The organism is Alteromonas sp. 76-1, from assembly GCF_900654235.1.
GTDB classification, from domain to species: Bacteria; Pseudomonadota; Gammaproteobacteria; order Enterobacterales; family Alteromonadaceae; genus Alteromonas; species Alteromonas naphthalenivorans.
On record NZ_LR136958.1, the window covers coordinates 1,739,704 to 1,763,630 of the forward strand.

The 23,927-nt window shown below is 44.3% G+C and carries 19 protein-coding genes; 6 read left to right on the forward strand and 13 right to left on the reverse strand.

The genetic code is table 11. The annotated features are described in order from the left end of the window. Positions 1-93: 93 nt before the first annotated feature. From ALT761_RS07375 to ALT761_RS07425, 11 genes are all read right to left on the reverse strand, one after another. Positions 94-2,511, reverse strand: a complete 2,418-nt coding sequence (locus tag ALT761_RS07375; RefSeq protein ID WP_129737658.1) for a TonB-dependent siderophore receptor — start codon at positions 2,509-2,511, stop codon at positions 94-96. Positions 2,512-2,768: 257 nt separating this feature from the next. After that, on the reverse strand, positions 2,769-4,142 hold the full coding sequence (locus ALT761_RS07380; RefSeq protein ID WP_129737660.1) for a uracil-xanthine permease family protein: 1,374 nt from the start codon (positions 4,140-4,142) through the stop codon (positions 2,769-2,771). A 2-nt stretch (positions 4,143-4,144) separates the two neighbouring features. Continuing rightward, positions 4,145-5,632: an adenosine deaminase family protein gene (locus ALT761_RS07385; protein ID WP_129737662.1), complete on the reverse strand. Its 1,488-nt coding sequence runs from the start codon at positions 5,630-5,632 to the stop codon at positions 4,145-4,147. Positions 5,633-5,855: 223 nt separating this feature from the next. Next, the gene (locus ALT761_RS07390; RefSeq protein WP_013784606.1) at positions 5,856-6,221 is read right to left on the reverse strand and encodes an AraC family ligand binding domain-containing protein; all 366 of its coding nucleotides are present in this window, start codon (positions 6,219-6,221) and stop codon (positions 5,856-5,858) included. Positions 6,222-6,295: 74 nt separating this feature from the next. Further along, positions 6,296-7,528, reverse strand: coding sequence for an allantoate amidohydrolase (locus ALT761_RS07395; RefSeq protein WP_129737664.1), 1,233 nt, complete (start codon positions 7,526-7,528; stop codon positions 6,296-6,298). Next, a complete protein-coding gene (locus ALT761_RS07400; protein WP_057792580.1) occupies positions 7,521-8,756 on the reverse strand; it encodes a pyridoxal-phosphate-dependent aminotransferase family protein in 1,236 nt (411 codons plus the stop codon). Before ALT761_RS07400 ends, ALT761_RS07395 begins: the two co-directional genes overlap by 8 nt. 9 nt (positions 8,757-8,765) lie before the next feature. Next, positions 8,766-9,584, reverse strand: coding sequence for a sulfite exporter TauE/SafE family protein (locus ALT761_RS07405; RefSeq protein WP_129737666.1), 819 nt, complete (start codon positions 9,582-9,584; stop codon positions 8,766-8,768). 204 nt (positions 9,585-9,788) lie between these two features. Then, complete coding sequence (locus tag ALT761_RS07410; protein ID WP_129737668.1) at positions 9,789-11,366, reverse strand: gamma-glutamyltransferase family protein; 1,578 nt, start codon at positions 11,364-11,366, stop codon at positions 9,789-9,791. Positions 11,367-11,435: 69 nt separating this feature from the next. Further along, on the reverse strand, positions 11,436-12,710 hold the full coding sequence (locus ALT761_RS07415; protein ID WP_129737670.1) for an amidase: 1,275 nt from the start codon (positions 12,708-12,710) through the stop codon (positions 11,436-11,438). Between the two features lie 277 nt (positions 12,711-12,987). Next, the gene (locus tag ALT761_RS07420; protein ID WP_129737672.1) at positions 12,988-13,551 is read right to left on the reverse strand and encodes a DUF924 family protein; all 564 of its coding nucleotides are present in this window, start codon (positions 13,549-13,551) and stop codon (positions 12,988-12,990) included. A gap of 181 nt (positions 13,552-13,732) precedes the next feature. Beyond that, positions 13,733-14,590 carry a MurR/RpiR family transcriptional regulator gene (locus ALT761_RS07425; protein WP_129737674.1) on the reverse strand — a complete coding sequence of 286 codons (858 nt, stop codon included), beginning with the start codon at positions 14,588-14,590 and terminating at the stop codon, positions 13,733-13,735. 395 nt (positions 14,591-14,985) lie between these two features. Between ALT761_RS07425 and ALT761_RS07430 the strand changes: the two genes are divergently transcribed. Together ALT761_RS07430 and ALT761_RS07435 are read left to right on the forward strand one after the other, a co-directional pair. Then, positions 14,986-15,615 (forward strand): CPBP family intramembrane glutamic endopeptidase, encoded by a 630-nt coding sequence (locus ALT761_RS07430; RefSeq protein ID WP_126873667.1) that lies wholly within the window; start codon positions 14,986-14,988, stop codon positions 15,613-15,615. Between the two features lie 464 nt (positions 15,616-16,079). Next, positions 16,080-17,285 (forward strand): mechanosensitive ion channel family protein, encoded by a 1,206-nt coding sequence (locus ALT761_RS07435; RefSeq protein ID WP_442858145.1) that lies wholly within the window; start codon positions 16,080-16,082, stop codon positions 17,283-17,285. 64 nt (positions 17,286-17,349) lie between these two features. Here ALT761_RS07435 and ALT761_RS07440 read toward each other — a convergent pair whose 3' ends face one another. Then, positions 17,350-18,543 carry a DUF3080 family protein gene (locus tag ALT761_RS07440; protein WP_232043558.1) on the reverse strand — a complete coding sequence of 398 codons (1,194 nt, stop codon included), beginning with the start codon at positions 18,541-18,543 and terminating at the stop codon, positions 17,350-17,352. Beyond that, positions 18,500-19,339 carry an SDR family oxidoreductase gene (locus ALT761_RS07445; RefSeq protein WP_129740586.1) on the reverse strand — a complete coding sequence of 280 codons (840 nt, stop codon included), beginning with the start codon at positions 19,337-19,339 and terminating at the stop codon, positions 18,500-18,502. The genes ALT761_RS07440 and ALT761_RS07445 overlap by 44 nt, the downstream gene beginning before the upstream one ends. 623 nt (positions 19,340-19,962) lie before the next feature. On the opposite strand from ALT761_RS07445, the gene thrS reads away from it, so the two are divergent. The 4 genes from thrS (at position 19,963) to rplT (ending at position 23,211) form a co-directional block, all read left to right on the forward strand. Further along, a complete protein-coding gene (gene thrS / locus ALT761_RS07450) occupies positions 19,963-21,879 on the forward strand; it encodes a threonine--tRNA ligase (protein ID WP_013784594.1) in 1,917 nt (638 codons plus the stop codon). A gap of 98 nt (positions 21,880-21,977) precedes the next feature. Next, a complete protein-coding gene (gene infC / locus ALT761_RS07455; RefSeq protein WP_126873690.1) occupies positions 21,978-22,526 on the forward strand; it encodes a translation initiation factor IF-3 in 549 nt (182 codons plus the stop codon). 113 nt (positions 22,527-22,639) lie between these two features. Beyond that, positions 22,640-22,837 (forward strand): 50S ribosomal protein L35, encoded by a 198-nt coding sequence (gene rpmI / locus ALT761_RS07460; protein ID WP_012518091.1) that lies wholly within the window; start codon positions 22,640-22,642, stop codon positions 22,835-22,837. 17 nt (positions 22,838-22,854) lie between these two features. After that, on the forward strand, positions 22,855-23,211 hold the full coding sequence (gene rplT / locus ALT761_RS07465; RefSeq protein WP_013784592.1) for a 50S ribosomal protein L20: 357 nt from the start codon (positions 22,855-22,857) through the stop codon (positions 23,209-23,211). Positions 23,212-23,927 lie beyond the last annotated feature (716 nt).

The following is a 23,927-nucleotide window of genomic DNA, read 5'->3' on the forward strand; positions in this document are numbered from 1 at the left end:
ATAATTGTCCTCTTAGGTATAAAAAAAGGTAAATCTACGAGGGTAGATTTACCTTTATAACGTTTATTTTTACAACAGCGTTAAGACAGCGTCTTAAAACTTATAGGCGAACTTCGCGCTCCAATGACGTGGTAATTCAGGTAGTACAACCTGGCTACCAAACAAGTCAGGGAAGTTGGCGCGGAAATAACGCTCATCAGTTAAGTTCTTAACAGTAAAGTTAACAGACCAGTCATCTGCCTGATAAGAAACACCTGCATTCACTAGTGTGTACGCTGGAAGCATTACCGAAGCAGAGAAGCCAGAAGCCACTTCTTCAACGTCAACTACGCTCAGGTTAGCCGCATAACCGTTTTGGAAGTCGTAAGTTGCCGTTACTGTGTACACATTTTCAGGAATACCTGCTTTACGTGCATCAGAGTTAGCGAAGCCGTCACCAACTGAGTTTATGCCGATTACATTACCACCAAAGATTAGTGAAGGATCGGTAAGACTTGTTAAGTCTTCAGCACCAAGGAAACCAAACTGGCCCTCGTTTTCAAGTGCAGTAAGGTTGATAACTTTAATGTTAGTGTAGCCTGCAGACATCACTAAGTTTTCGTTAACAACCCAACGAAGTTCAAATTCAGTACCTTTGTTATTCGTGGTGTTGTTAGTAACCGTGTTTTGGCTGCTAAAGTCGGTTCTTTCCATTTCAAATGATGAAAGTGCAAAGTAAAGGGTATCGTCTAGCAATGAACCTTTAATACCAAACTCGAACAACTCAGACGTATCGAAAGCACCGTCTTCTAGTTGGCCAACACCAATTTCAGCACCTTGACCCGCAATAATAGTGGCTTGCTCAGCAGCAGTGATGTAAGGAATTAGGCCAAACGGAAGTTCGTAAGAAATACTGGTATTCCAAGACCAACCGCCTACTGTGTCTTCAGCGTACGCTGGTGTTTCATCACCTGTTGCGCCAAGTAGTAGGTCAGTACGTGAAGTACTTTCAATATCAATGGTGTCGTAACGTACACCAAGTACAAGGTTTAAGCCCCAATCCCACGTAAGGTCGGTCATGGCACCAATACCTAAATCAAGGTAGTTACCTTCATCGTAGTTATCAAAATTCTTGCCTGAACGAGTAGAAAGCAAACGCTTGTCTAGTGCAGATGACGGCATTGTTAAATCACGACGGTTAAAGTACTCGTACGTAAAGTCATCACCGTGTAAAAAGTCGGTGTAACGAATTGACGGTGAAATTTGAAATTGTGCTAACAAGCTGTCGTTTTCATATTCGGTAGCGAAAACAATCTTATCTTCAATTACCCAGCTATCGTGGAATTGAGAGAAGCCGTACGCATTTTCGTTGATGTTATCGTATGAATCGTAGAAGAACTGGTTACGAATTTCCCAGTTGTCTGCGTAATAGATGGTATCGAAGTAGAAAGTAATCGCTTCGTTACCCAATTGGTCATCTGGTGCAACCAATACTTGGCTACCGCTTAGGGTAGTAGTACCTACGTTTTCAAGTGCCATTAGGGCGGTCGCTTCATCATCGGTAAATGCAGCACCAGGCACGTAGAAGAAGCTGTTACCCGCAATGTTTACGGCGCCATATTCTTCGTGACTAATTGAGCCGTCACCGTCTGTATCAAGCGGTTGTGCAGTACCTGTAATATACGTACCGTCGTCAATTAGATCTTGTGTTAAACGGTTCCAACCAGCAACTTGGTTACCATCGTAATCGTGGTACATACCACCAAATTCAACACGTAGGTTATCAGTAATATCTATGTTGAAAGCGGCTTGTAGAATAGTTTGGTCAGTTTGCGTATTTTCATAATAGCTATCTGAGTTTTCAACTTCACCGTACAGGTAGTAACCTACTGTTTTGTCGCCAACTTGTGCTGGACCACCAACCTCTGCCGTTAGTACGCTCTTATCCCACGAACCCGTAGTGTAAGAAATTGCGCCTTCAGGCTTTTCTAAATACTGACCAGAAGAAGCTCGAGCAGATTTAGGGTTAAAGTTTAAGTAACCACCAATCTTAGACGGGCCATAAATAGGAGACGCTGGACCACGAACAATATCAATTCGGCTTGAAGCACCAATTGGCGTAGGGTAGTTACCTGGGTTATCTAGGCGTTTAACGCCGCGGAAATAGGTTTCACCAGGTGTACCACGTACATCAAGTGATCCTGCAACACCAAAGAATGATTGGGTAAATGTACCAGGTGCAAATGCCACTAGTTCATCAATATCTGAAACGTTAAAACGCTCCATTTGTTCTTGAGAAATCGTTGATGCAGAACGCGGTGTTTCAAGAATTGATTTTCCAAAACCAAAAACTGATTCAACATCTTGGCCAGGCAAACTGCCCAGAGAGCCTGTTACTTCAATTTTTTCAACGTCAGCGTCTTTCGGCGCAGATTCAGCCTCTTGTGCAAGTGCGATTGAAGGCACTGACAATGTCAGACCGAATGCTAGCGCACGGGCTAGTGGGTTAAGCTTGAATGTAGTGTTAATCATGGTTTCCTCTATTTTTAATAACCTTTTAAAAGGCCTTTTATACTTTTTTATTTTTCTGTCTGGATAAAAGCACAATGAGTGCCAGCTTCTTGTCCAGTTGGTCAGGAAATTAAATAAAATTAAATTTATGATTTTATTGAACTTTTTTAGAGTAGTGAAAATAGATAATGTTATTTTATTGTGAAGTGTCACAATGCTGGTGGCTCTCTGCACCAGCATTGTGATATTTAGCGTGAGTATTGCACCAATTTCGCTCTTTACACTTCACCTTGGGTCTTTGACGCCGTGCTGGAAGTTTTTTGCGGTGGACTGGGTAGGGTGAGATCTAAAATGATAGCGGTTAAACCCGCAGAGGTAACCGGTGAAAGTAAAACGTTTTCAAGCCAAGTGGGTAATTGTGATAATGCGCTGGGCACCATCATTACACCAATGCTCATCCCTAACGCACACGCGGTGATTAAGCTGCTTCTTCTATCTAACGCGTAGCTGGCAAGTAGCTTCAGACCACCCACGGCCACCATGGCAAACATAACCAACGTTGCGCCGCCCAACACGGGCTTAGGTATAGCTTGCAGCACTCCGCCAACCGCAGGGAACAAACCAACAAATACAAACATGCCCGCCACGAAGAAACCTACTTTTCTACTCGCAATACCCGTTAGTTGAATAACGCCGTTGTTTTGGCCAAAGGTGGTATTGGGAAATGTGTTAAAGGCGCCCGCAATCATAGAGTTAAGTCCGTCACCTAAAATGCCACCTTTTATACGCGATAGGTAAAGTGGGCCTGACACGGGCTCTTTGCAAAACAAGCTATTCGCGGTTAAGTCGCCTGCGGTTTCAATAGCGGTAAACAAGTAGATAAGTGCGATAGGTAAAAACAAGGTAATGTCGAAGCTAATACCAAACGCAAAAGGCTGGGGAACGGCAATAGCGGGTAAATCATTTAAGTGGGAAAAGTCTAATCCTTTAGTAAACCACACATAGGCGGTACCCAAGGTCATGCCTATAAATATAGCCGATAGCCTTACCCAATGATTATTCGACGCGTTCAAAAATACAATAATAAGTAAAACGCTTACTCCTAAGCCTAAATTATCTAAGCTTGCGAATGATTCAGCATTAAACCCACCTGCTAAATCTGTCATTCCAACATTAATCAGTGATAAGCCAATGGCAGTAATAACAATGCCAGTAGTCAATGGTGTGATAATGCGTTTAAGTTGTGTAACAAATAAACTAAACACCACCTCAACCAAGGCGCCCGCCAATGTAAGGCCAAAAAGAAGTGATAAAATTTCTTCGCTACTGCCACCTTCATTTTTTACCTTCATGCCAGCCAATAGCAACGCACTGATGAATGCAAAGCTGGTGCCCTGAATGGCCACTAAGCCACTGCCTACTGGCCCAAATTTTTTAGTTTGAATAAAGGTGCCCACACCACTAACAAAAAGCGCCATGCAAATAAGGTAAGCGGTGTGCTCTGTCAGCCCGAGGGTGGCAGAAATAATTAATGTAGGCGTTATCACGCCAATAAAGCTCGCCAGCATGTGCTGAAGCGCAGCGGTTAAGCACGCTACCGCATTGGGTTTGTCGTGCAGGCTATAGAGTAAATCTTGATGTTGTTCTTGCATGATTAATCCTTATTGCCGCTGCACAGTTCGCTTTCAAATTTACAGATGAATGCACGAAACGTTGGGGGAGTGGTAGGCACAGTTTCTGATGCCACCTGAGTTTCAAATTCAGCAACACGTTGATGAAATAAAGTAAGTTGCTGCGCTTTCACATTTGGTTGTAAAAAGCTGTACTGCAAACTGTTGGTGCCTAATGTGAGTACTTCTTCCCAACTTAAGTTGAATTCGGTTACCGCGATATAAAACTCATCGGTTAATGTGGAGTCGAACATGCCTCTGTCATCGGTAGATAGCGCGGTAGGAATACCTGTTCGCAAATATTCTGGAAAGGGGTGGGTATCGAAGCTTGGCACATATTCAAGCAGCAAGTTTGAAATAAGGTTAATTTCGATAAGGTACTGGCTGTTTCTCATTAGCAATAGCGTATCTGGGTCGAAAATGGTATTTAACCCGTGCCCAATGCGCTGTGAACCAAGCAACAAAGTGTCACGCACATTCGAATCGGCAGTTTCTGACTCGCCAGCGTGAAAGGCCAATAAAATTTTAGGGTAGTTAGCACGAAGCTTACGAAGTGTTGATGCAAACCGTTTCGGTTGCCCATTTATATCATCTTCTCTGCCAACCAAGTTAATGCCTACATAAATATCCCTGTGGCTATCAACAAAGTTATAAATCCACTCTAGCTGAGCCTCTGCGTCGGGTAGAAAGCGCACTAAGGCATACTGGAATCGAACGGTTACGCCAGTGGCTTTTGCTTCTTTGCTAGCAAGTACGTCGGTGTAAATTGCTAAGGCTTCATCTGGGGTATACAAACTGCCGTCAGGTTTTTTTGCGTAACGCATATTCACTTGGGTTTCCAAATATTGCAGATTTTCCTTTTGGTAAGCTTGCATGTTACGTAGCAATATTTTTGACACTAACGTGGGATTAGCGGTTAATTCGTTTAACCGTTGCCAATGGGTAGAAAAGAATTCTTCTCGTCCTTCCGACGCCGTATGTAAGCGAATACTATCCATAAACTCGCGTTTTGAATTGTTATCAAGTAAGCCTAATTCAGTGTAATTTTTCTGAATGCACGGGGGTAATTTAGCCCAGGTCGTTTCGCTAATGGTATGAAAGCGTAATGCACTTTGTGGGTCTGAATGACATGGTTTGATACTTACCTGAGTGTAATAGCTATACCCACCATTTTTTGTAGGATCGGCTGCCAGTTCGTACCACCATTCACTAAATCCTGAACCTGACAAGTGATGATGTAAATCACCGCCTTTTGGCATGGCGTGTAAAAATTGATACATCTGTTGTGGTGTTGCTGTTTTTTTGAAGCCCTCAAACCACAACGGCATAGAAAAAGATAACGAAGTAGAAACAGAAGTAGAAGATGAGGAATTGGCTACGGCACTGGATGCGGCAACACTTTTATAAGCAAAACTGGTAAGAGAGATAAATACAACAAGATAGAAAGGCAAAAAGGTAAGTCGCAAACGCATGAGTACTACAGCAGTATTAAAATTATAATGCGGGTTTTTGCAAGAAGCTGACCACTTAGTCTACGTCCTGCAAGAAGGTTAACTTAATGATTAACAGCTATTTTTAATTAGAAGAAAGGTGGGAAGAAAAAAGTGTAAAGGTGCAGCGCACCAAGTTGGTGCTCTAAAACGAAAAGCGCGCCAATATGACGCGCTCAAATTAACAGCAAGGCGATGAAAGTAATTAAAATTCAACACCTTCATCTAGCGTAACAAAGATGGAGTGACGCACTTCGTTGTACATGGCTTTTGAGCAGTGACCTTCACCTTCAGTATCTTCTAACAAGATAACATCACCAGAACCAAATACATGGCGCTCACCGTTAGAAACCGTAAACTCTGCGCGGCCTTTTAAGATAAATAGAAGTTGGCGTGCTGGCGCAGGGTGCCATTTAAAGTCATAGTCCGCAGGGGTTTCCCTAAAGATAATTTTATCGGCGCCAAACTTTTCTGATAAAAGCCCAATAGGTCCGCCATCTTTCAGTGGAATATCAATTTCACCAAAGTGGCTCTTGCCTTCATCGTCGTTATATATCCTTGCTATCTTCATCTTACTTATACCTGTTTCTTATCATTTAACGAATAATGCTTAAACGTGAACCTAGCGTAGGCAGGAACTAAGCCTTAGTACTTTAACGTACTAAGACTGTGGTGCATTACCGCTAAGCTCGCGGCAACATCTTCTGTGGTGATAGACTCAGCCGGATGGTGACTAATGCCACCTTTACAGCGTGTGAATAACATAGCAACTGGGCATATTTCAGCCATTGCCATGGCATCATGCCCTGCACCCGAGGCCAGTACTTTGGGTACTATGCCTGCTTCAGTTACACCTTTAAGCAATGTATTTTGTAGTGCACTATCACAATGAACCGCTGGCGCACTGTGTGTTTGCTCTATCTTCAATTCCACATTGCGCAACACGGCAATGTCGTTGATTTTTTGCAAAATCTCTGCCAATGCGGCATCTCTCAATGGGTCTTCTTCACTTCGAATATCTAAAGAGAACTGGCATCGGCCAGAAATCACATTCACGCCATTGGGCGCGTTCTCAATTTTACCCACGGTAGCCACAACGCCTGGGCGTTGCTGACTAATAGACTCTACCGCTAAAATCATTTCGGCGCTGGCGCATAAGGCATCGTGGCGCATCGACATAGGCACAGTACCCGCGTGTCCTGCCATACCGGTAACCGTTAACGAAAAGCGTTTCGCACCAGCAATAGCATTTACTACACCTACAGGTAAGTTCTCTTGCTCTAACACTGGGCCTTGCTCAATATGCAGTTCTAAGTAACCCAGCAAGTCAGTTTGTGCAATGGTGGCGCTGTTAATGGCATCAAAATCCAGTCCAAAGTGTTTCATCGCATCTTCTAGCGAAATACCATCTTCGTCTTTTAGCCTGCGCCACTCGTCTTGCCACTTGCCCGTTAACGCACGGCTACCTAATAGGGTAGTACCAAAGCGGGTGCCTTCTTCGTCACAAAAGCCAACAATATCGATATGAAAAGGGAACTGTCGACCTTCGCCGCTGAACATGGCCATTAGCGTTACCGGTGCAACTACACCAAGCATGCCATCGTATTTACCGCCATTTGGCACCGTGTCTAAATGGCTGCCAATAATCAAGCGAGGCGCGTTAGGAACGGCTGATGTATAGCGGCCCCAAATGTTACCTACGCTGTCTTGCCAGGTTGTCATACCGGCTTCTATCATCCAGCCGGACGTTAGCTGATTGGCCAGTTTGTGTTGTTCGGTTAAATAGCGCCTGTCTAAACAGCTTGGGTTTTGGCTTAGCGAACCTAGTGCTTCGCAGCGCGCCATTACTAGCGCGGCCGCATCAGAAAACTCAGACATTCATGGCTCCCGAGTACACAGCAAGTGCGGCGTCTACGCCAGCACCAGCCGGTAACGACATACCTTGTTTGCGTAACACGGTTTCTAGCGATTGCAGGGTATGCAGCACCGCATCTTGGCGCGCGTTATAACCCATAGTGCCTATTCGCCAAATTTTCCCTTTTAGCGGGCCAAAGCTGGTGCCAATTTCAATGTTGAAACGTAGCAGCAAATCTTCACGTACTTGTTCGCCGTGTACGCCATCAGGAATAACCACACCCACTACGTTGCTCATTTTGTTAGCAAGGTCGCCAAATGGTGTAAGCCCTAAAGCTTGTACACCTGCAAGCATGGCATCGCCTGCCACTTTATGGCGTGCAATCACATTTTGCTGGCCTTCTTCAAGGTGCAAAATAGCGCATTCACGGGCGCAATAAAGCATGGTTGCGGCTTCGGTATGGTGATTTAAGCGTTCGTCACCCCAGTAATCCATAATCATACCAAGGTCGAAATAGTTAGAGCGAATTTTCGGGCCACGGGCACTTTCGTGATGTGCATCGCGAATACCGGCTTCAACGTGATGGCGAGTACGCACCACATCAACAAACTTTTGGCTCATGGTAATGGGTGCACTGCCTGAAGGGCCGCCTAAGCATTTCTGCAAACCCACTGATACTGCATCTAGCTTCCACTTGTCTACTTCTAACGGGTTACCACCTACCGATGCGGTTGCATCGCAATAGAACAACACGTCGTTCGCTTCACAAATAGCCCCAATGTCTTCAAGAGGCTGAAACATAGTGGTAGAAGTATCGCCTTGTACTATGGCTAATAATTTAGGCTGTACTTTTTTAATGGCCGCTTCTATTTGCTCGGGCTTAAATACTTCACCCCAAGGCACTTCAATAGTGTGAACTTCTGCATCGGCGCGCTCTGCAATTTCAGCCAACAGGTGGCCAAAACGCCCGAAAATAGGCACGAGTACTTTGTCGCCCGGCTCGATAGCCGACACTAACACCGCTTCAATACCTGCCCGCGACGTACCATCAATCAACATAGTTTGTTGGTTTTCAGTGTTAAATAGCGTGCGGTACAGCGCCATGGTTTCGTTCATGTAGCCTGTCATTACAGGGTCGTATTGGCCTACTAGCTGCGTAGACATGGCCGACAATACACGCGGATAGCAGTTAATAGGGCCTGGGCCCATTAAAAGGCGTGGTGGAGGTGTTAATGGTGCAAAACCAGTCATAATAGGCTCCTAGATAAACACCTGCGCAAGCATGCGCAGGCCAGTAATGATGAGAACAACAGCGAATATTTTCTTAAGCAGACCAGCGTCTAGCTTATTGGCAATGCCTGCACCAATTGGCGCAAAAATTACCGTTAGCGGAACAATACATGCGAAACCAAGAAGGTTGACGTAACCGTAGGTAGCAAACGGCGCATCAACAGGCGTAGTGCCCACAAATAACAGAGTAATAGCAGCAGGCAGCGAAATAATTAGGCCAACAGCGGCTGCTGTACCTACTGCTCTGTGCGCAGGGTAGTTACAAAAGGTAAGGGTAGGGACGGTAAGGGTGCCGCCACCAATGCCAACCATGGAACTAAAAAAGCCAATGCATGCTGCCATAATAGACTGTCCAACACGACCTGGTAGGCCATTAAACAAGGCATCTTTTTTACCAACTAGCATGTTAATAGCAGATAGCGTGGCAATAACACCAAACATTAGCGTTAGGAAGTTAGCGTCCAGTACCGTTACCAAGTAACTACCTGCTAATACGCCAATTAAGATAAACACAGCCCAAGCCTTTAATAGGGCAAAGTCTACGTTGCCTTTGCTGTGGTGGGCGCGAATAGAGCTAATAGACGTAGGCACAATAGTGGCTAGCGATGTTGCAGTTGCAATCACCATGGCGCTTTCAGCCGATACCCCTAGTGCTTGAAATAAGAAAAACAGCACCGGCACTATAACAATACCGCCGCCTACACCTAATAGGCCAGCCAGTAATCCGGCGAACACGCCGGTACCAATTAACGATAAAATTACCGTCATGTTATCGAGTAAAAACTGCATAAATTAAAGATCTCGTTGTGAATGTGTGCTTGCTAATACATGTATGCCCAATGAAATTATGGTGGGTTGCTCTGGCTTATCTTAAAAGGGGTGGACGTCCTTTAAAAACAAGCCAAAAGCAACACACCGATAAAGCGGCTTGGGGTAATGTTGCTGCTAGATGTTATCGTTTGATTAAACCTAGAATGTAAATTTATCGCGGCGTTACACCTTATCAGTAAACGCTTTACCGTCGCTGCGAGGGTCGCTTGCTGCGCTTACTGTGCCAGTAGGCGTGCGAATAACCGCGCCAGCGTGGCCCATTAATTCGTTACAAGGGTCGACAGTCACCATTTCGTGGCCTCGGGCAATAAGGCTTTCACCTACATACTCGGCTAAGTCACGCTCGGCTTTTAAGTTGTTGCTCTCATCACCCCAAGTACGGCCTAATAACCAGCGGCCAAGAGCAATGGCTTTATCAATAGGCTGGTTGTGATAAATATGACGAGCAAATAAGGCAGCTTGTGTTTGTGGCTGACCTTCACCGCCCATGGTGCCGTAACTCATGCGTCGTCCATCGGCTAAATCTGCAAACGCAGGGTTAAGCGTATGAAACGGTTTCAACCCAGGTTTTAGATATTGGTTGCTGTTTGGATCTAACGAGAAAGACGTTCCTCGGTTATTCCACACAATGCCGGTTTGCGGGCTAACAATGCCTGAACCAAACTCCCAATAAAGAGATTGAATGTAACTTACCATTCGGCCTTCGCTGTCACACGCACCCATCCAAATGGTATCGCCAGGTTTCGCCACGTGCGGCCACGGTTGTGCTTTTTCTACCGAAATGTGTTTAACCATTTCATCTAACGATTCATCGGTTAATAAGCTAGACAAATCAACAGGCGTGCGTGATGGGTCGGTAACGTTTGCATTTCGCGCAATAAACGCTTGTTTGGTGCATTCAATTAACAAGTGCACCATGTCAGCATCGGTAGAGCCTAAATGCTGCACTTTGTCGTACAGCGCTAAAATAATTAACGACGCCACACCTTGGGTAGGCGCAGGCAAGTTATACAAAGTGCCTTTGCTAGTGGTGACCGAAAGCGGCTCGACAATTTGCGCTTTGTATTGATTAAAATCTTCAATACGAATAGGTGAACCAGCGGCTTCTAAGTCGGTAGCCAGTTTGCTAGCTAGTTCGCCATGATAAAAATCATCAAGCCCTGCTTTTGCCAAGTGGCTAAGTGTTTTAGACAACGCCGTCAGTTTAAGAATTTTGCCTTTCTTAAGTGCTTTGCCCTTTATTAAAAACTGGTCGAAATTCGGGTCGCCGGCTAAATCGTCAAAGGTTTTATTGCTGGCATCTACCAAGCTTTGCGTCACCTCAATACCCCAATTAGCCTGGCTAATCGCAGTATCAAACAGCGTATTAAGCGATAAGCCATCTTGCCACTGGTGACTTATTTTTAACGCTTCATTCCAACCTGCAACAGCACCGGCCATCGTTAAGGCTGATTTTCCGCCTCGGCTTGGAATGGCACTTTCGTCTTTGTAAAATTCAGGAGTAGCACCTAATGCGGCAATGCCCGAGGCATCAATGCCAATAGGGGCTTTGCCAGGTTCACTAATTAGCCAAAATCCGTCACCGCCCATACCATTCATGTGAGGGTATTCAACGGCAATAGACGCAGCAGCGGCCACCATAGCTTCAATTGCGGTGCCGCCTTTTTCTAAAATATTCAAACCCACTTGCGATGCCGCAAAGTGAGGGGCTGTAAAGCCTACGTTATGCTTTTCACTCATTGTCTTTTTTTATCCATTTGTTATTTGGCCAATGCAACCTTGTATATTCAGTAAGCCTAGTATGACCAATTAATTTGCTGTCAGTGCTTTCGCTAGCTTAATGAGTGCAAGATCGCTGCCTTTTTTGCCTACCAGTGATAAACCACACGGGGCATTTTGTAGGGTAAATAGCGGCATATGAATTTGTGGAAGCTCTGCTAAACCTGCAATTGAGGTAAGCGCCAGCAGGGCATTCCTATCGTTCGCTAATGTTTCTTCGTCAGCATCGCACCGTGGTGCAATGCCGGGGGTAGTGGGTATCAACAATACGTCTACAGTTTTAAATAAGCTGTTTATGTATTCTTGAAACGCCACTTGTTGCTTCTTGGCGTCATCAACTTCTTGTTCAGAAATCGTTTCACACCAATCTAATCGAAGCATAATATCGTTGGCAATGTCAGGGGATGTATCGGTTATCCACTGGCCATGTTGTTGCCAAATTTCAGCACCTTGTAATACGCGAAATGTCGCGGCAGTGTTCAGTGCCGATAAATCCAATTCGTTTTCGGTAATAGGGGTAATAGTAAAACCCGCTTTGTCGCTATCCGCTTTTTCATTAAGTGTTTCAAGCCATTTTGTGGCCAAAGCGCCGTGTTTCGCGCTTTGCAGCAAATGCTGAACAGCACCAATTCGTACTGTGATGTCGTTAGCTTCGTCTGCAGTATTAAATAGCGCTTCCTGCGAAGCATCGGCTAAACAAACGTGGCTCACTTTTTCTAGGGTGTCGAGATCGCGGGTCAGCCAACCTATGGTGTCGAAAGACGGTGCCAACGCCACCATGTTGTCACACGGTATAGCATTGTGCGTGGTGCGTAGCCCCCATAACCCTTGATAACTCGCAGGAACACGAATAGAGCCGCCTGTGTCTGTACCTAAACCAATGTCAGCTAAATGTGCCGACACCGCAACGGCCGAACCTGAAGATGAACCCCCAGGGATGTGCGCAGGTGCAACGGGGTTTACTAGTTGCGGATAATGTTTATTTTGACCGTGTAAGCTATAAGCGAGTTCATCGGTAATGGTTTTACCTTTGAAGGTAGCGCCTGCATCAAGTAATTTTTCAACTGTGCTATTGGTGGCCGTTGGTACAGGGTGTGTGGCCAACCAATCGGGGTTACCCGCTGCGGTTGGTAGCCCTTCAATATGAAATAAGTCTTTTACCGCTAAAGCATAGCCTTTCAGAGCATGGCCTGTTAATTCGAAAGCTGGTGAAGCATTCGCTGCTACAGAATTGGGTTCAGAATCTGAAGCGCTTTTGGCGTTGACTTTATTATCAGCAGGAATCGAAACAAAAGGAGAAGACACGGCACATTCGCAATAGTTGTAAATATACCTCCATGAAACAATCGTTTCTCTTTGTTGTCAAGTGAAACGTTTGTTACTGGCGTGTGATATGCTTTGTTTTTGTAGGTTAGTTATGTGGTTTAGTTTATGTGGCTTAGCTTTTGGGGCGTATCTTTAATGGCGTATCTTTTGTGGCTTATCTTTTGTGACGTAGTTTATGAAGTGTTTTCAATAACCCAACTACAGGCAATGCGAGAGGTGGGTGAACAACCAGTACAAGGGCGAAGCTGTGTTCGTATTAAAACCGACTGCCAGGCTTCAAAAGAAACGCTTCTTCTTCTTTTGTACTGGTTCTGCCCAACACCAAGTTTCGGTGCGGATATCGCCCAAATTGCTTAATAATGTTCACGTGTTTCAACTCATATTCATATTGTTGTTCTAAACCAGGAACCGCAAAAAGTTGAAGCGCAATATCGTGGATAGCCAATGATTCGCTGTGCATAAAAGGCATGTACAAAAATATACATTGCTGGGGGGTAAGGGTTTTGTCAGCCTCAACACTAACCGCCTCTTGGGCTAATACCAGGGCCATAGGATCTTGCGAGAAAGCGTGGGGCGTGTCTCGGTATATATTTCGTGAAAACTGATCAAGCAAAAGAATTTCCGCTAACCGACCTGTAGGCGTTGCTCGCCAGGGCCATAGTTCACCTTGTGATGCAGCGCGGTGCAAGTTTAAAAATTGCGATGCAATAGTGCGATCAAGGGCAGAATCTTGAGTAAACCACTGTGAAGGGGTGAGTTCATTAAACCAAAATGCTAAAACTCTGCTAGACTCTTCTATAACAAGGTGGGATTTATCCATTTCAACTCCAACATCAAATGCTTGGTTGCCTTACTTACGGGAGAACGGCGCGTGTTTGTTTGCATCTCGGGTGGCAACACGAATGGTTATACGTGCTTAACGACTTATTCGATCTTCTATTCTTGCTTAAACATTCTCTAAATAAAAGCAGTTAATGATACTTTAAGTGTTACTTCACATACTACTTTCGCTCGGAAGGCTCTAATTCATCAAGGTCGCCATACAGGCTAGTAATGGCCTCAACACGTTCCGATGCACTGTTTCCTAAGGCAGAATACGTAAAGTTACACAGGGTAGAAACCAAGCTCATTGGAGCTGCGTAACTGTCGAATGGCGTGTAATTATCTACCTGCGAACTTAAATGATTGCCTAAATGACACACCAATAAATGCTTTACGTTATCTCGGTATACTTGCCCGGTAGGGTCGGTGATTAAAATAGTTTGGCAATGAGAAAGCGTATTTAACACATGCTTGAACTGCCGAGTGCGCCTGCGAAACCCAAACAATACCACAACATCATCTTCACCCAAATCGACTAAATCTTCCCCTAACGTTTGGCCTGGTTGAGGCAAAAGCCTTACCGAGGTACGAATTTGCTTAAGTTGCTGGCGAAAATGCAGCGCTAATGGGTAAGCGTTTCTAAACCCGATAAGGGTAATTTGTTGCGCGTTTGCCAGCTTTTCAGCAATAGCAGTAAGGGTGGCAATATCAATATTGTCGAAAGTTTGCGAAATATTATTGAGTTCTTGCTCATGCTGCAGAACCGCAGTGGTGCCAGGGCTAATAGGCACGCCCTGTTCGCGTAAGGTAAGCAAGGTATTTTTTGCTTCTTGATGCGACTCAAAACCAAGCTGACGAAAAAAGCGACTTACCGTAGCTTTCGATGTGTTGGTTTGTTGAGCAATATGAGAGGTTGATTGGGTAACAACCGCAATAGGGTTACGCTGTAAATACTGAGCAATAGTTTGGCCTGATGGCGATAAAGATGCGTAATGCTTCTCTATTTGCTTAATAACATCATTCGAATTTTGGGCCATAAGGAATAATCTTCAACTGCTCAGTGTGTGTCGCGTTCTTTTGGATTGGCAACTATATTGATGCTTTTTAGCAAATAACAACATTACCCTGAAGGAAAATATTTCAGCAATAGTGCTTATTTGCGTGTTATTTATACATACAAAGTTACCGCTTTCTTGCCTGTAAATAAGCAAACGGCCACCCTTGTACCTTAGTTATGCATCATCATGTTCCATTCTCACATTTTATTCTACCGCCAGAACTTCAAAAACTCGCTGATTTTTCGTGACTTACTAATTTACGTCTAATGTATAACGCCGCAGTGTAAGACTTCTAAGCGAATTGGCACTATAATTTCATTATCTTTTATAGTTCATATTTCTGTCATCATTTTGCAATTAAGTAGGGGTTCTTCGTGGTAAAGCTGTGGTCTGAATTGGTCATTTTGTTCGTTGTACTGCCCATTGCCGTGCTTTACTGGATTAACCACGTCGCCGACTGGCTTATGCCTATTTTAGCTATAGTGTGTTTGTTTTGTTTAAGTGTGCTGTTAGCCGATAAGCAATTCCAACGAATTCGTTTATGGCATTGGGAAGATTATGGGCCTCATTTAAAAAGTACCCTTAAGTTCTTTTTACCATGGGCAAGTTTGCTTGCGCTGTGCGTTTACTTAGTTAAACCCGAGTTGTTTTTGCACTGGCCGATTAACGAGCCATGGATGTGGGTAGTCACTTTGTTGGTGTATCCTGTGGTGTCGGTTATTCCGCAAGAAATCATTTTTAGAACCTTCTTTTTCCACCGCTATAAACGCATTTTACCTTCACGTAACGCACGCTGGATTATAAGTACCTTTGTGTTTGGTTTAGCGCATCTGATTTACGGGAACTGGGTGGCAGTGGTTATATCTTGGTGTGGTGGCGCAATATTTGGCTATCGCTACATGCAAACAAATTCAACACCCATTGTGGTAATAGAACATGCTATTTGGGGAAGTTTCCTATTTACCATTGGCTTAGGCTCATATTTGGTAGTGGCTGGCCCTTAGCCTGAGTAAAAAGCAAAGGCCAAGTAGCGGTTAGGTTTAGGCTAATACGTTAATCAACGCGATAACCTATACGACCACCAATGAGAGATAGTGATTGTGTAAAGCTTGAGTAAAAACGGTTTCAAAGGCTGTATCTGAGTTTATATCTGGGTCTATATTCAAGCCTATATTTAAGCTTAAGCCAGATTTTATATCAGAGCGTAAACCTGTTCATGAACCTGTGCGTATCATATATATAATTATAGCAGCTTGTATTATTTAACTGCTAACAGTTAGCAGTTAGCAGTTAGCAGTTAGCGTGGGATGGTCATATTGTTAGGCTGCACCCGTGGTAATTAACCTCATTTCAAGGAGCGAAGGTGGGCATCATCAATTCTTTAACGGCTTTTTTTAACCTAGTTGATTTCTCCCTAGCAAAGCTCGACGTAACAAATTTCATTCTAACAAACATATTGCCCACAGCTTTGTTGGCCGCAGATACCCTTGCGCCTTCTTCTGGAGTAGAAAACCTTTCAGAAGCTCAGTCGGTGCTGTTAGATTTATGGCATGGCTTTTTATACCGATTACCCGGCCTTGGTGTGGGTTTGCTTATTATGGCGTTGTTTATTATTGCAGCCGGCCCGCTGTCCCGATTACTACTTAAGCCATTTTCTTTTTCTTCGTTAACGCCCTTAATCAAGTCGGTAGCGCAACGCTCGATTAGCTTGGTTATTATGCTGCTAGGTGTGTATTTATTCCTATTTATGGCAGGCTTAACCGGCTTTGCGGTAGCGGTAATAAGCGGAACCGGCGTAGTAGGGTTAATTCTTGGTTTTGCCTTTCGTGATATTGCCGAAAACTTTATTTCTAGTTTATTGCTTACTATTCAAAGGCCGTTTCGAATAGGCGATATTGTTGAAATAAACGAGTTTACGGGCATTATTCAAAAAGTAACGTCTCGTGCCACTACCATGGTCGATTTCGACGGTAATCATATTCAAATTCCCAACGCGACAATTTACAAGGGGGTAATTAAAAACCTTACTGCGAACCCACTCATGCGTGGGCATTTTGTATTGGGAGTAGGGTACGATGCCGATATTCGCAACGCACAGAATTTGGCAGTCGAGATAATATCAAGCCATGCAAAGGTGCTTAAAGATCCGGAACCCCAAGTGTTAATCGATAATTTAGGGGCATCGACCTACAATTTAAAAGTGTATTTTTGGGTGAACGTTGAAGACACCAGCGTGCTTAAAATGTCGTCGTTGCTTATGCGTCAAATTGTAGGCCGATTCACTGAAGAAAATATTAGTATGCCTGACGATGCTCGCGAACGTGTATTTCCTAATGGGTTAGCCATAGTGTCTAATCAATCCGTAAGCAAAGAAGATACCGCTGATGATACCAGCGGTTTCACATCGCTTAATAAACCCATCTCCGAAAGTAATAATTTCCCGTTAGCGACTAACAATAAATCAGCGGTAGAAATAGCGGGTGAGTCGGAAGAAAGTAGAGCGCCAGCATCTGCAACTCAATCAGATACAGCTAAGGCAGATACAGCTCGCAGCAGTGCTAACTCAGCGCTTGAACATGAAAATAACAACGAAGACGTTAGCAGTGAAGCAGAAGATATTAGAGAGCAAGCGAAGAAAGCCCGCGATCCTGAAAGCGGTGAAAATATTCTTTAGCTTGCAGCAGATATGAGTGAGCACGCTACGTTGAGTGATGAAACAGTCAGCCGCCTGATGTTAACTAAGGCGCAGTTGGCGATAAATTGCAGCGACCTAGAAAGTTTTGCCACAACGTAACATGGGCTTTCATTGTGGCACTGTATTGCGTGAAGTTATCAACGGCGTGGGTGCGTATGTGCGCTTTAAATGGGGCGCTCAATGCAGTGTTTCCGGCCCATTGTTCCCATAAAGGCTGTAGCTGATAGTGGTAACTATTAAGCGTACTCGCAACGGGCTGAATTTCTTCTATAAAGTACAAGTAAAACACATTTCGTAAAATAGTGGCTTTGTCGCTGTCTATTCCGTTTTCGCACTTCACGTTGTTAAGCGCAGGTGCTAATACTTGGTTCAGTAACGCTAAACGGTTATTCAATACAGTTTGTGTTTGCCACAACTTTGCGGGAAGCCGAGAAGACGCAATAATTTGTAATTGTTGTTCAAGCTCGCCATTGTTGTTAGTGCTAGCTTCTACGTATGCATCCACAGCATTTTTTTGCTTAAACGTTTCTGCTAAACCATTAATGAAGTTAAGCGCATTAACCGTTGCCTTAGCATCTTTATTTTCACTTGCCTGTAATGGCGCCCCCGCCATGCTTAGCCCTAGTTTCATCTCAGTACTGGTTTGCACTACATTTGCCCATACGCTTTGATATTGAGCTTGCTTTTGTTTACGCCATTCCGCCACGGTACTAGCAATGGGGTTATCGGCGGCCTGTAACCTAGCTTCGCAATTAGCCAATACGTTCAATAGGCGATGCTCGTACTGTAAACGCTGTGAAGGTAACTGTGTTTTACCCAAGGCCGTGTTTCTTTCAGCCACTATTCGGCCAAGTTCGCAATCTTGTATGGCGTAGAACTCTCGTATATTAATATTCAACGGGTTCACGTTATTGCCAAGTTCAGCAAGTGTTGGGTAGGTGTGAGAAGGCAGGGCGATATTGCTTGCCGCCACCAATGTGCTGTCTGGCAAAGCTTCTTGAGAAAAAGCCTCTTGTGTTAAAGGCTTATCCAGCACCCTAGACAAACGGGTGGTGTACTCATCCATGGTGTCATCAATGCTAGGCGCACCAAAGCACCCTTGTAATAAGCTAACCGTCATTACAACACTAACTAGCCGCATGGTTTTTCCAGCAATCACGTTTGCAGCGTAGCGGTTCGCTTCATTAACGTACTTATGCCGACGCATTCGTGTGTAGGCTTCGGCCACCATCCACATAAATAACTTGCCCCGTAATATAATTAGCTGAAATTAAGAATGTTGCGGTGTTTGCTATATCTTCAGGCGAGCCAAGCCCACCCAATGGAATGCTATCGAGTAATCGTTGCTTTTGGTCGTGCTCCAATTCTCTTTCAGGCCACAATATGGCGCCTGGTGCAATACCATTTACTCGCACCTCGGGTGCCATTTCAACCGCCAGTGAACGGGTAATAGACGCCAACGCCGTTTTAGCAAGGCCGTACACCGTATGGTGCGGTAGTGGGCGGTCTATGTGCATATCAACCATATTGATAATACAGCCGTTGCTTGCTTTTAAAGTAGGCCATAACGCTTGCGATAAAAACAAAGGGCCTTGTACGTTGCTGCCCACTAATGCTTGCCAGTCATTGGAAGAAATGTCGCCAAGGGGAGTAGGGTAAAAGCTAGATGCGTTATTAATTAGTACATCAATGCGGCCCATAGCTTTCACATTTGAGCCGGCTTTCACATTTGAGTCGGCATGCACTGTGTTACTGCCCAGCGAAAAAGCGTCTGGTGCAGTGGCTTGTTCAGCTAGGCGAGTAATATCCTCTAACTTACACAAGTCTGCCTGTAAGCAAATAGCACTATTAGGCCGTTTGGCATTTAATGAATTCACCAATGCCTTCGCGTCTTCTGCTGAATGGCCGTAATGTATAATTACACGATAACCTGCACTATGAAGGGTTTTCGCCATGGTGGCACCAATGCGTTTCGCTGCGCCGGTTATGAGCGCTACCGGCGAATTTTCTTCAAGCGCTAATTCGGTAGCCATGTCTGCATTCGCGGCTTCATCCATAGTGTTGTTGGCAAATTTTGGTTCGTTAGGCATTGGCAGGCACTACTCCATTGTTCGGTTTTTTATTCAGCGTAACTTTTTATTCGGTGTAACTTTTTATTCGGTGTAACTTTTTGCTCGGTGTTACTTTTGGCCTAGCTTGTTTGCAAAAGCCCGTTCGCGAAAGCCCGCTTGCAAAAGCTCGTTCACGTAAGTCTGTTCGCATAAGCGTGTTTACATAAGTTTGATTGCACAAGTTTGACAGCATTTCCAACAATTTAAAGATAAGAATAAGTAAGCTTTGCAGCCGCTGGTGGAATATTTCACGTGTTGTTTATACCCCGTACGCACAAAATATAGCCCGCAAGGCACCGAAAATACGCTTGCCCATTGCATGTGTGTTTACAGCCGTTATAATCGCCCATCGATAATTGTTTATACCGCCAACCCAAGTATGCGTGTTGGCAAAGAGTAAACGGTTATAAGGCTTATATGGTTTATATAGCACTTTCAGCTTATGTAATGAATATAACAACGACGCGTAAACACCAAAATGAGTGTTTTTATAATTAAAGATGCAAGTGGCGCAGAGTAGGCGTCACCACTGTAAAGGATATATCATGCCAGTAATTACCCTTCCTGATGGAAGCCAGCGCGCTTTCGACCAATCAGTTTCTGTATTAGATGTTGCCAACGATATCGGCCCAGGTTTAGCGAAAGCGACCATTGCGGGTAAAGTGAATGGCGAATTGGTAGACGCAGTTGACCTTATTGAGTCAGACGCTCAACTACAAATCATTACCGCTAAAGACGAAGCAGGCTTAGAAATTCTTCGTCACAGCTGCGCGCATTTGTTAGGCCATGCTATTAAGCAACTTTGGCCAAACACCAAAATGGCGATTGGCCCTACTATCGACAACGGTTTTTACTACGATGTTGATATGGAAGAGAGCCTTACTCAGGAAGATATCCAAAAGCTTGAAAAGCGTATGCTTCAGCTAGCTAAAACTAACTATAACGTGGTTAAAAACAAAGTTAGCTGGCAAGAAGCTCGTGATGCATTCGAAGCTCGCGGCGAAACTTATAAAATGGAAATTCTAGACGAGAACATCAGTCATGATGATCGCCCAGGGTTATACCATCACGAAGAATACGTAGACATGTGCCGTGGCCCTCACGTGCCTAACATGAAATTCTGCCAAAACTTTAAGCTTATGAAAGTCGCCGGTGCATACTGGCGCGGCGACAGCGACAATAAAATGTTGCAACGTATTTACGGCACCGCGTGGGCAGACAAAAAGCAACTTAAAGCATACTTGCAGCGCCTAGAAGAAGCTGAAAAGCGCGACCACCGTAAAATTGGTAAAGCGTTGAACTTGTTCCATTGGCAAGAAGAAGCGCCGGGCATGGTGTTTTGGCACAACGATGGTTGGTCTATTTACACCGAGCTTGAAAAGTTCGTGCGTGAAAAGTTACGCGACTACACTTACGACGAAGTAAAAGGCCCATTAATGATGGACCGTTCGTTGTGGGAAAAATCGGGTCACTGGGAAAAGTACGCCGAAAACATGTTCACTACCGAATCAGAAAAGCGTGAATATGCTATTAAGCCAATGAACTGCCCAGGCCACGTTCAAATATTTAACCAAGGCTTGAAGTCTTACCGTGACCTTCCGTTGCGTATGGCTGAGTTTGGTTGCTGTCACCGTAACGAACCTTCTGGTGCACTACACGGTTTAATGCGTGTTCGTGGGTTTACCCAAGACGACGCTCATATTTTTTGTACCGAAGAACAGATCCTAGAAGAAGTAAGTGGCTGTATAAAGATGGTGTATGAGACTTATGCAGCATTTGGTTTTGACAAAGTAGCGGTTAAACTATCTACTCGCCCTGAAAAGCGCGTAGGCAGTGACGAAATTTGGGATAAATCAGAAGCGGCATTAGCCGAAGCACTTAAAGCCAACGATATTGAATTTGAATATCAGCCAGGTGAAGGTGCGTTTTATGGCCCTAAAATTGAATTCACATTGCACGATTGCCTAAATAGGGCATGGCAGTGTGGAACGGTTCAGCTAGATTTCTCTATGCCGGGTCGTTTAGGTTCAACTTACGTAGCTGAAGACGGCGAACGTAAAGTGCCTGTTATGATTCACAGAGCTATTTTAGGTTCATTAGAAAGATTTATCGGTATTCTTACAGAAGAGTTCGCTGGCTTTTTCCCGCTGTGGTTAGCCCCTCAGCAGGTGGTAATTCTAAATATTACCGATAGCCAAGGCGAATATGCACAGGAATGTGTAAAAAAACTGCAAAAAAGTGGATTTAGAGCAAAGTCGGACTTGAGAAATGAGAAGATTGGCTTTAAAATCCGCGAGCACACTCTCAAGCGTGTTCCGTATATGCTAGTAGTAGGTGATAAAGAGATGGAAGCTGGCGAAGTAGCAGTACGCTCTCGCAGTGGCGACGACCTAGGCAAAATGAGCCTGGAATCTTTTATTGCCATGGCAAATCAGGAAGTGGCAGAAAAGACCATTAAGTAGTTTGAGGGTTTTCGTGTATACTACACGACGGTGTTTGCTTACCAGTACTGAACATTATCCAGATGGTAAGCAAACAGAAGAATTAAATGTTTGGAGGAATGCACATTAAAGGCGCTAATAACAAGGCTCAGGGCGACAAAGCCCGCATAAACGATGAAATTAAAGCCAAAGAAGTTCGCTTAATTGGCAAAGACGGTGAACAAGCCGGCATTGTGACGTTAGCAGAAGCGACGAAACTTGCTGAGGAAGCCAGTCTTGATCTAGTAGAAATCAGTCCGAATGCTGAGCCGCCAGTCTGTAAAGTTATGGACTATGGCAAATTCCTCTTTGAAAAAAGTAAAGCTCAAAAAGAGCAGAAGAAAAAACAGAAGCAAATTCAGGTCAAGGAGATTAAGTTCCGCCCTGGCACTGATGAAGGCGATTACCAGGTAAAACTGCGCAACCTGCGTCGCTTTCTTGAAGGTGGTGATAAAGCCAAAGTTACGATCCGTTTCCGCGGACGTGAAATGGCGCACCAAGAGATCGGTATTGAACTTCTAAACCGTGTTAAAGCGGATTTGGAAGAGATTGCTGTGTGCGAGTCTTTCCCACGTCGTGTGGAAGGCCGCCAAATGATCATGGTGCTAGCCCCAACTAAGAAGTCGTAGTGGTCTAAAAGTTTTTGAGGTACTGCAATCTCAAAACACCCTGCGGCTAAACATTAACCGACAACCGGTAACTGCATACCCAGCGTCGATACTAACAATGCGGAGTTTTAGCAATGCCTAAAATGAAAACTGTAAGCGGTGCCGCCAAACGTTTTAAGAAAACGGGTTCTGGCCGCTTTAAAAGCAAACAGTCTCACTTACGTCACATTTTGACTAAGAAGAGCTCTAAGCGTAAACGTCACCTTCGTGGCAAGAAACTGGTTCATGATTCTGATACCAAATTGGTTCAGCGCATGTTGCCGTACGTATAGACTTAGGAGACTGATTAATGGCTAGAGTAAAACGCGGCACGGTAGCACGTGCACGTCACAAAAAAGTCCTCAAGCAGGCAAAAGGTTATTACGGTGCTCGTTCACGTGTTTATCGCGTAGCGGTACAAGCCGTAACTAAAGCTGGTCAATATGCTTACCGTGACCGTCGTCAGCGCAAGCGTCAATTCCGTCAATTGTGGATTGCACGTATTAATGCTGCTGCACGTCAAAATGGTATGTCATACAGCCGTTTCATTAACGGTTTGAAAAAAGCGTCTGTTGAAATCGATCGTAAGATCCTTGCCGACATCGCTGTACATGACAAAGCGGCTTTCAGCGCACTAGTCGATGCGGCTAAAGGCGCATTAGCTTAATTATTAACTAATTAAGTTTAAGTTCTTTCGGAAAAAGGCGAGCAGGATGCTCGCCTTTTTTCGTTTCTGGCGTCTGTAATCTCAAGTCAAGCTTCATTTTCCACGACTTTTAGCATTGTCATATTTTTTAATCAGTATTTTTTACACTGACGCATTGTTAAACATCGTTTGCGCCGTCAATTGGTAGCATAAAGCCCATCGTCATTCCTACATTTGATAAACTAACAGCTATTCAACTCACAGCCATTGGGGTGGGTCATATTTGTTAGTGACTTTTAATCGGGTATTAAAAAGCTTTAAGGTAAAGTGCTAACATAACGTCTAGCAGCCCTGTATTAGTAGTCGTCACATTAACCATATGTGACCTGATGCAGCAATAATGTTTAGAAAAGAAGGGAAGGTGGGGTTAACTAAAGCCTGTTGAGACACTGAAATTAAGTAATTTAAGCATTACTCACAATGGGCAGTGTCAATTTTTCTGACGGTTAACTGTTGTGCTTTGAATAGTTCGGCGTAAAAGAATTAATGACTAAACAAGGTAATGCACTTTGTGTTGGTAATAAGTAACACTATGGTAGTAAGTAGTAAAGTGACGAACCAACAAATAACGAGTACATTTTTAAAGACCATAAGGTGTTTTAAATGTTATTTCAATATACACAACAAAAAATGCTTATTAAAAAATAGCTGCATAACTTAGCCAATGAATATATATC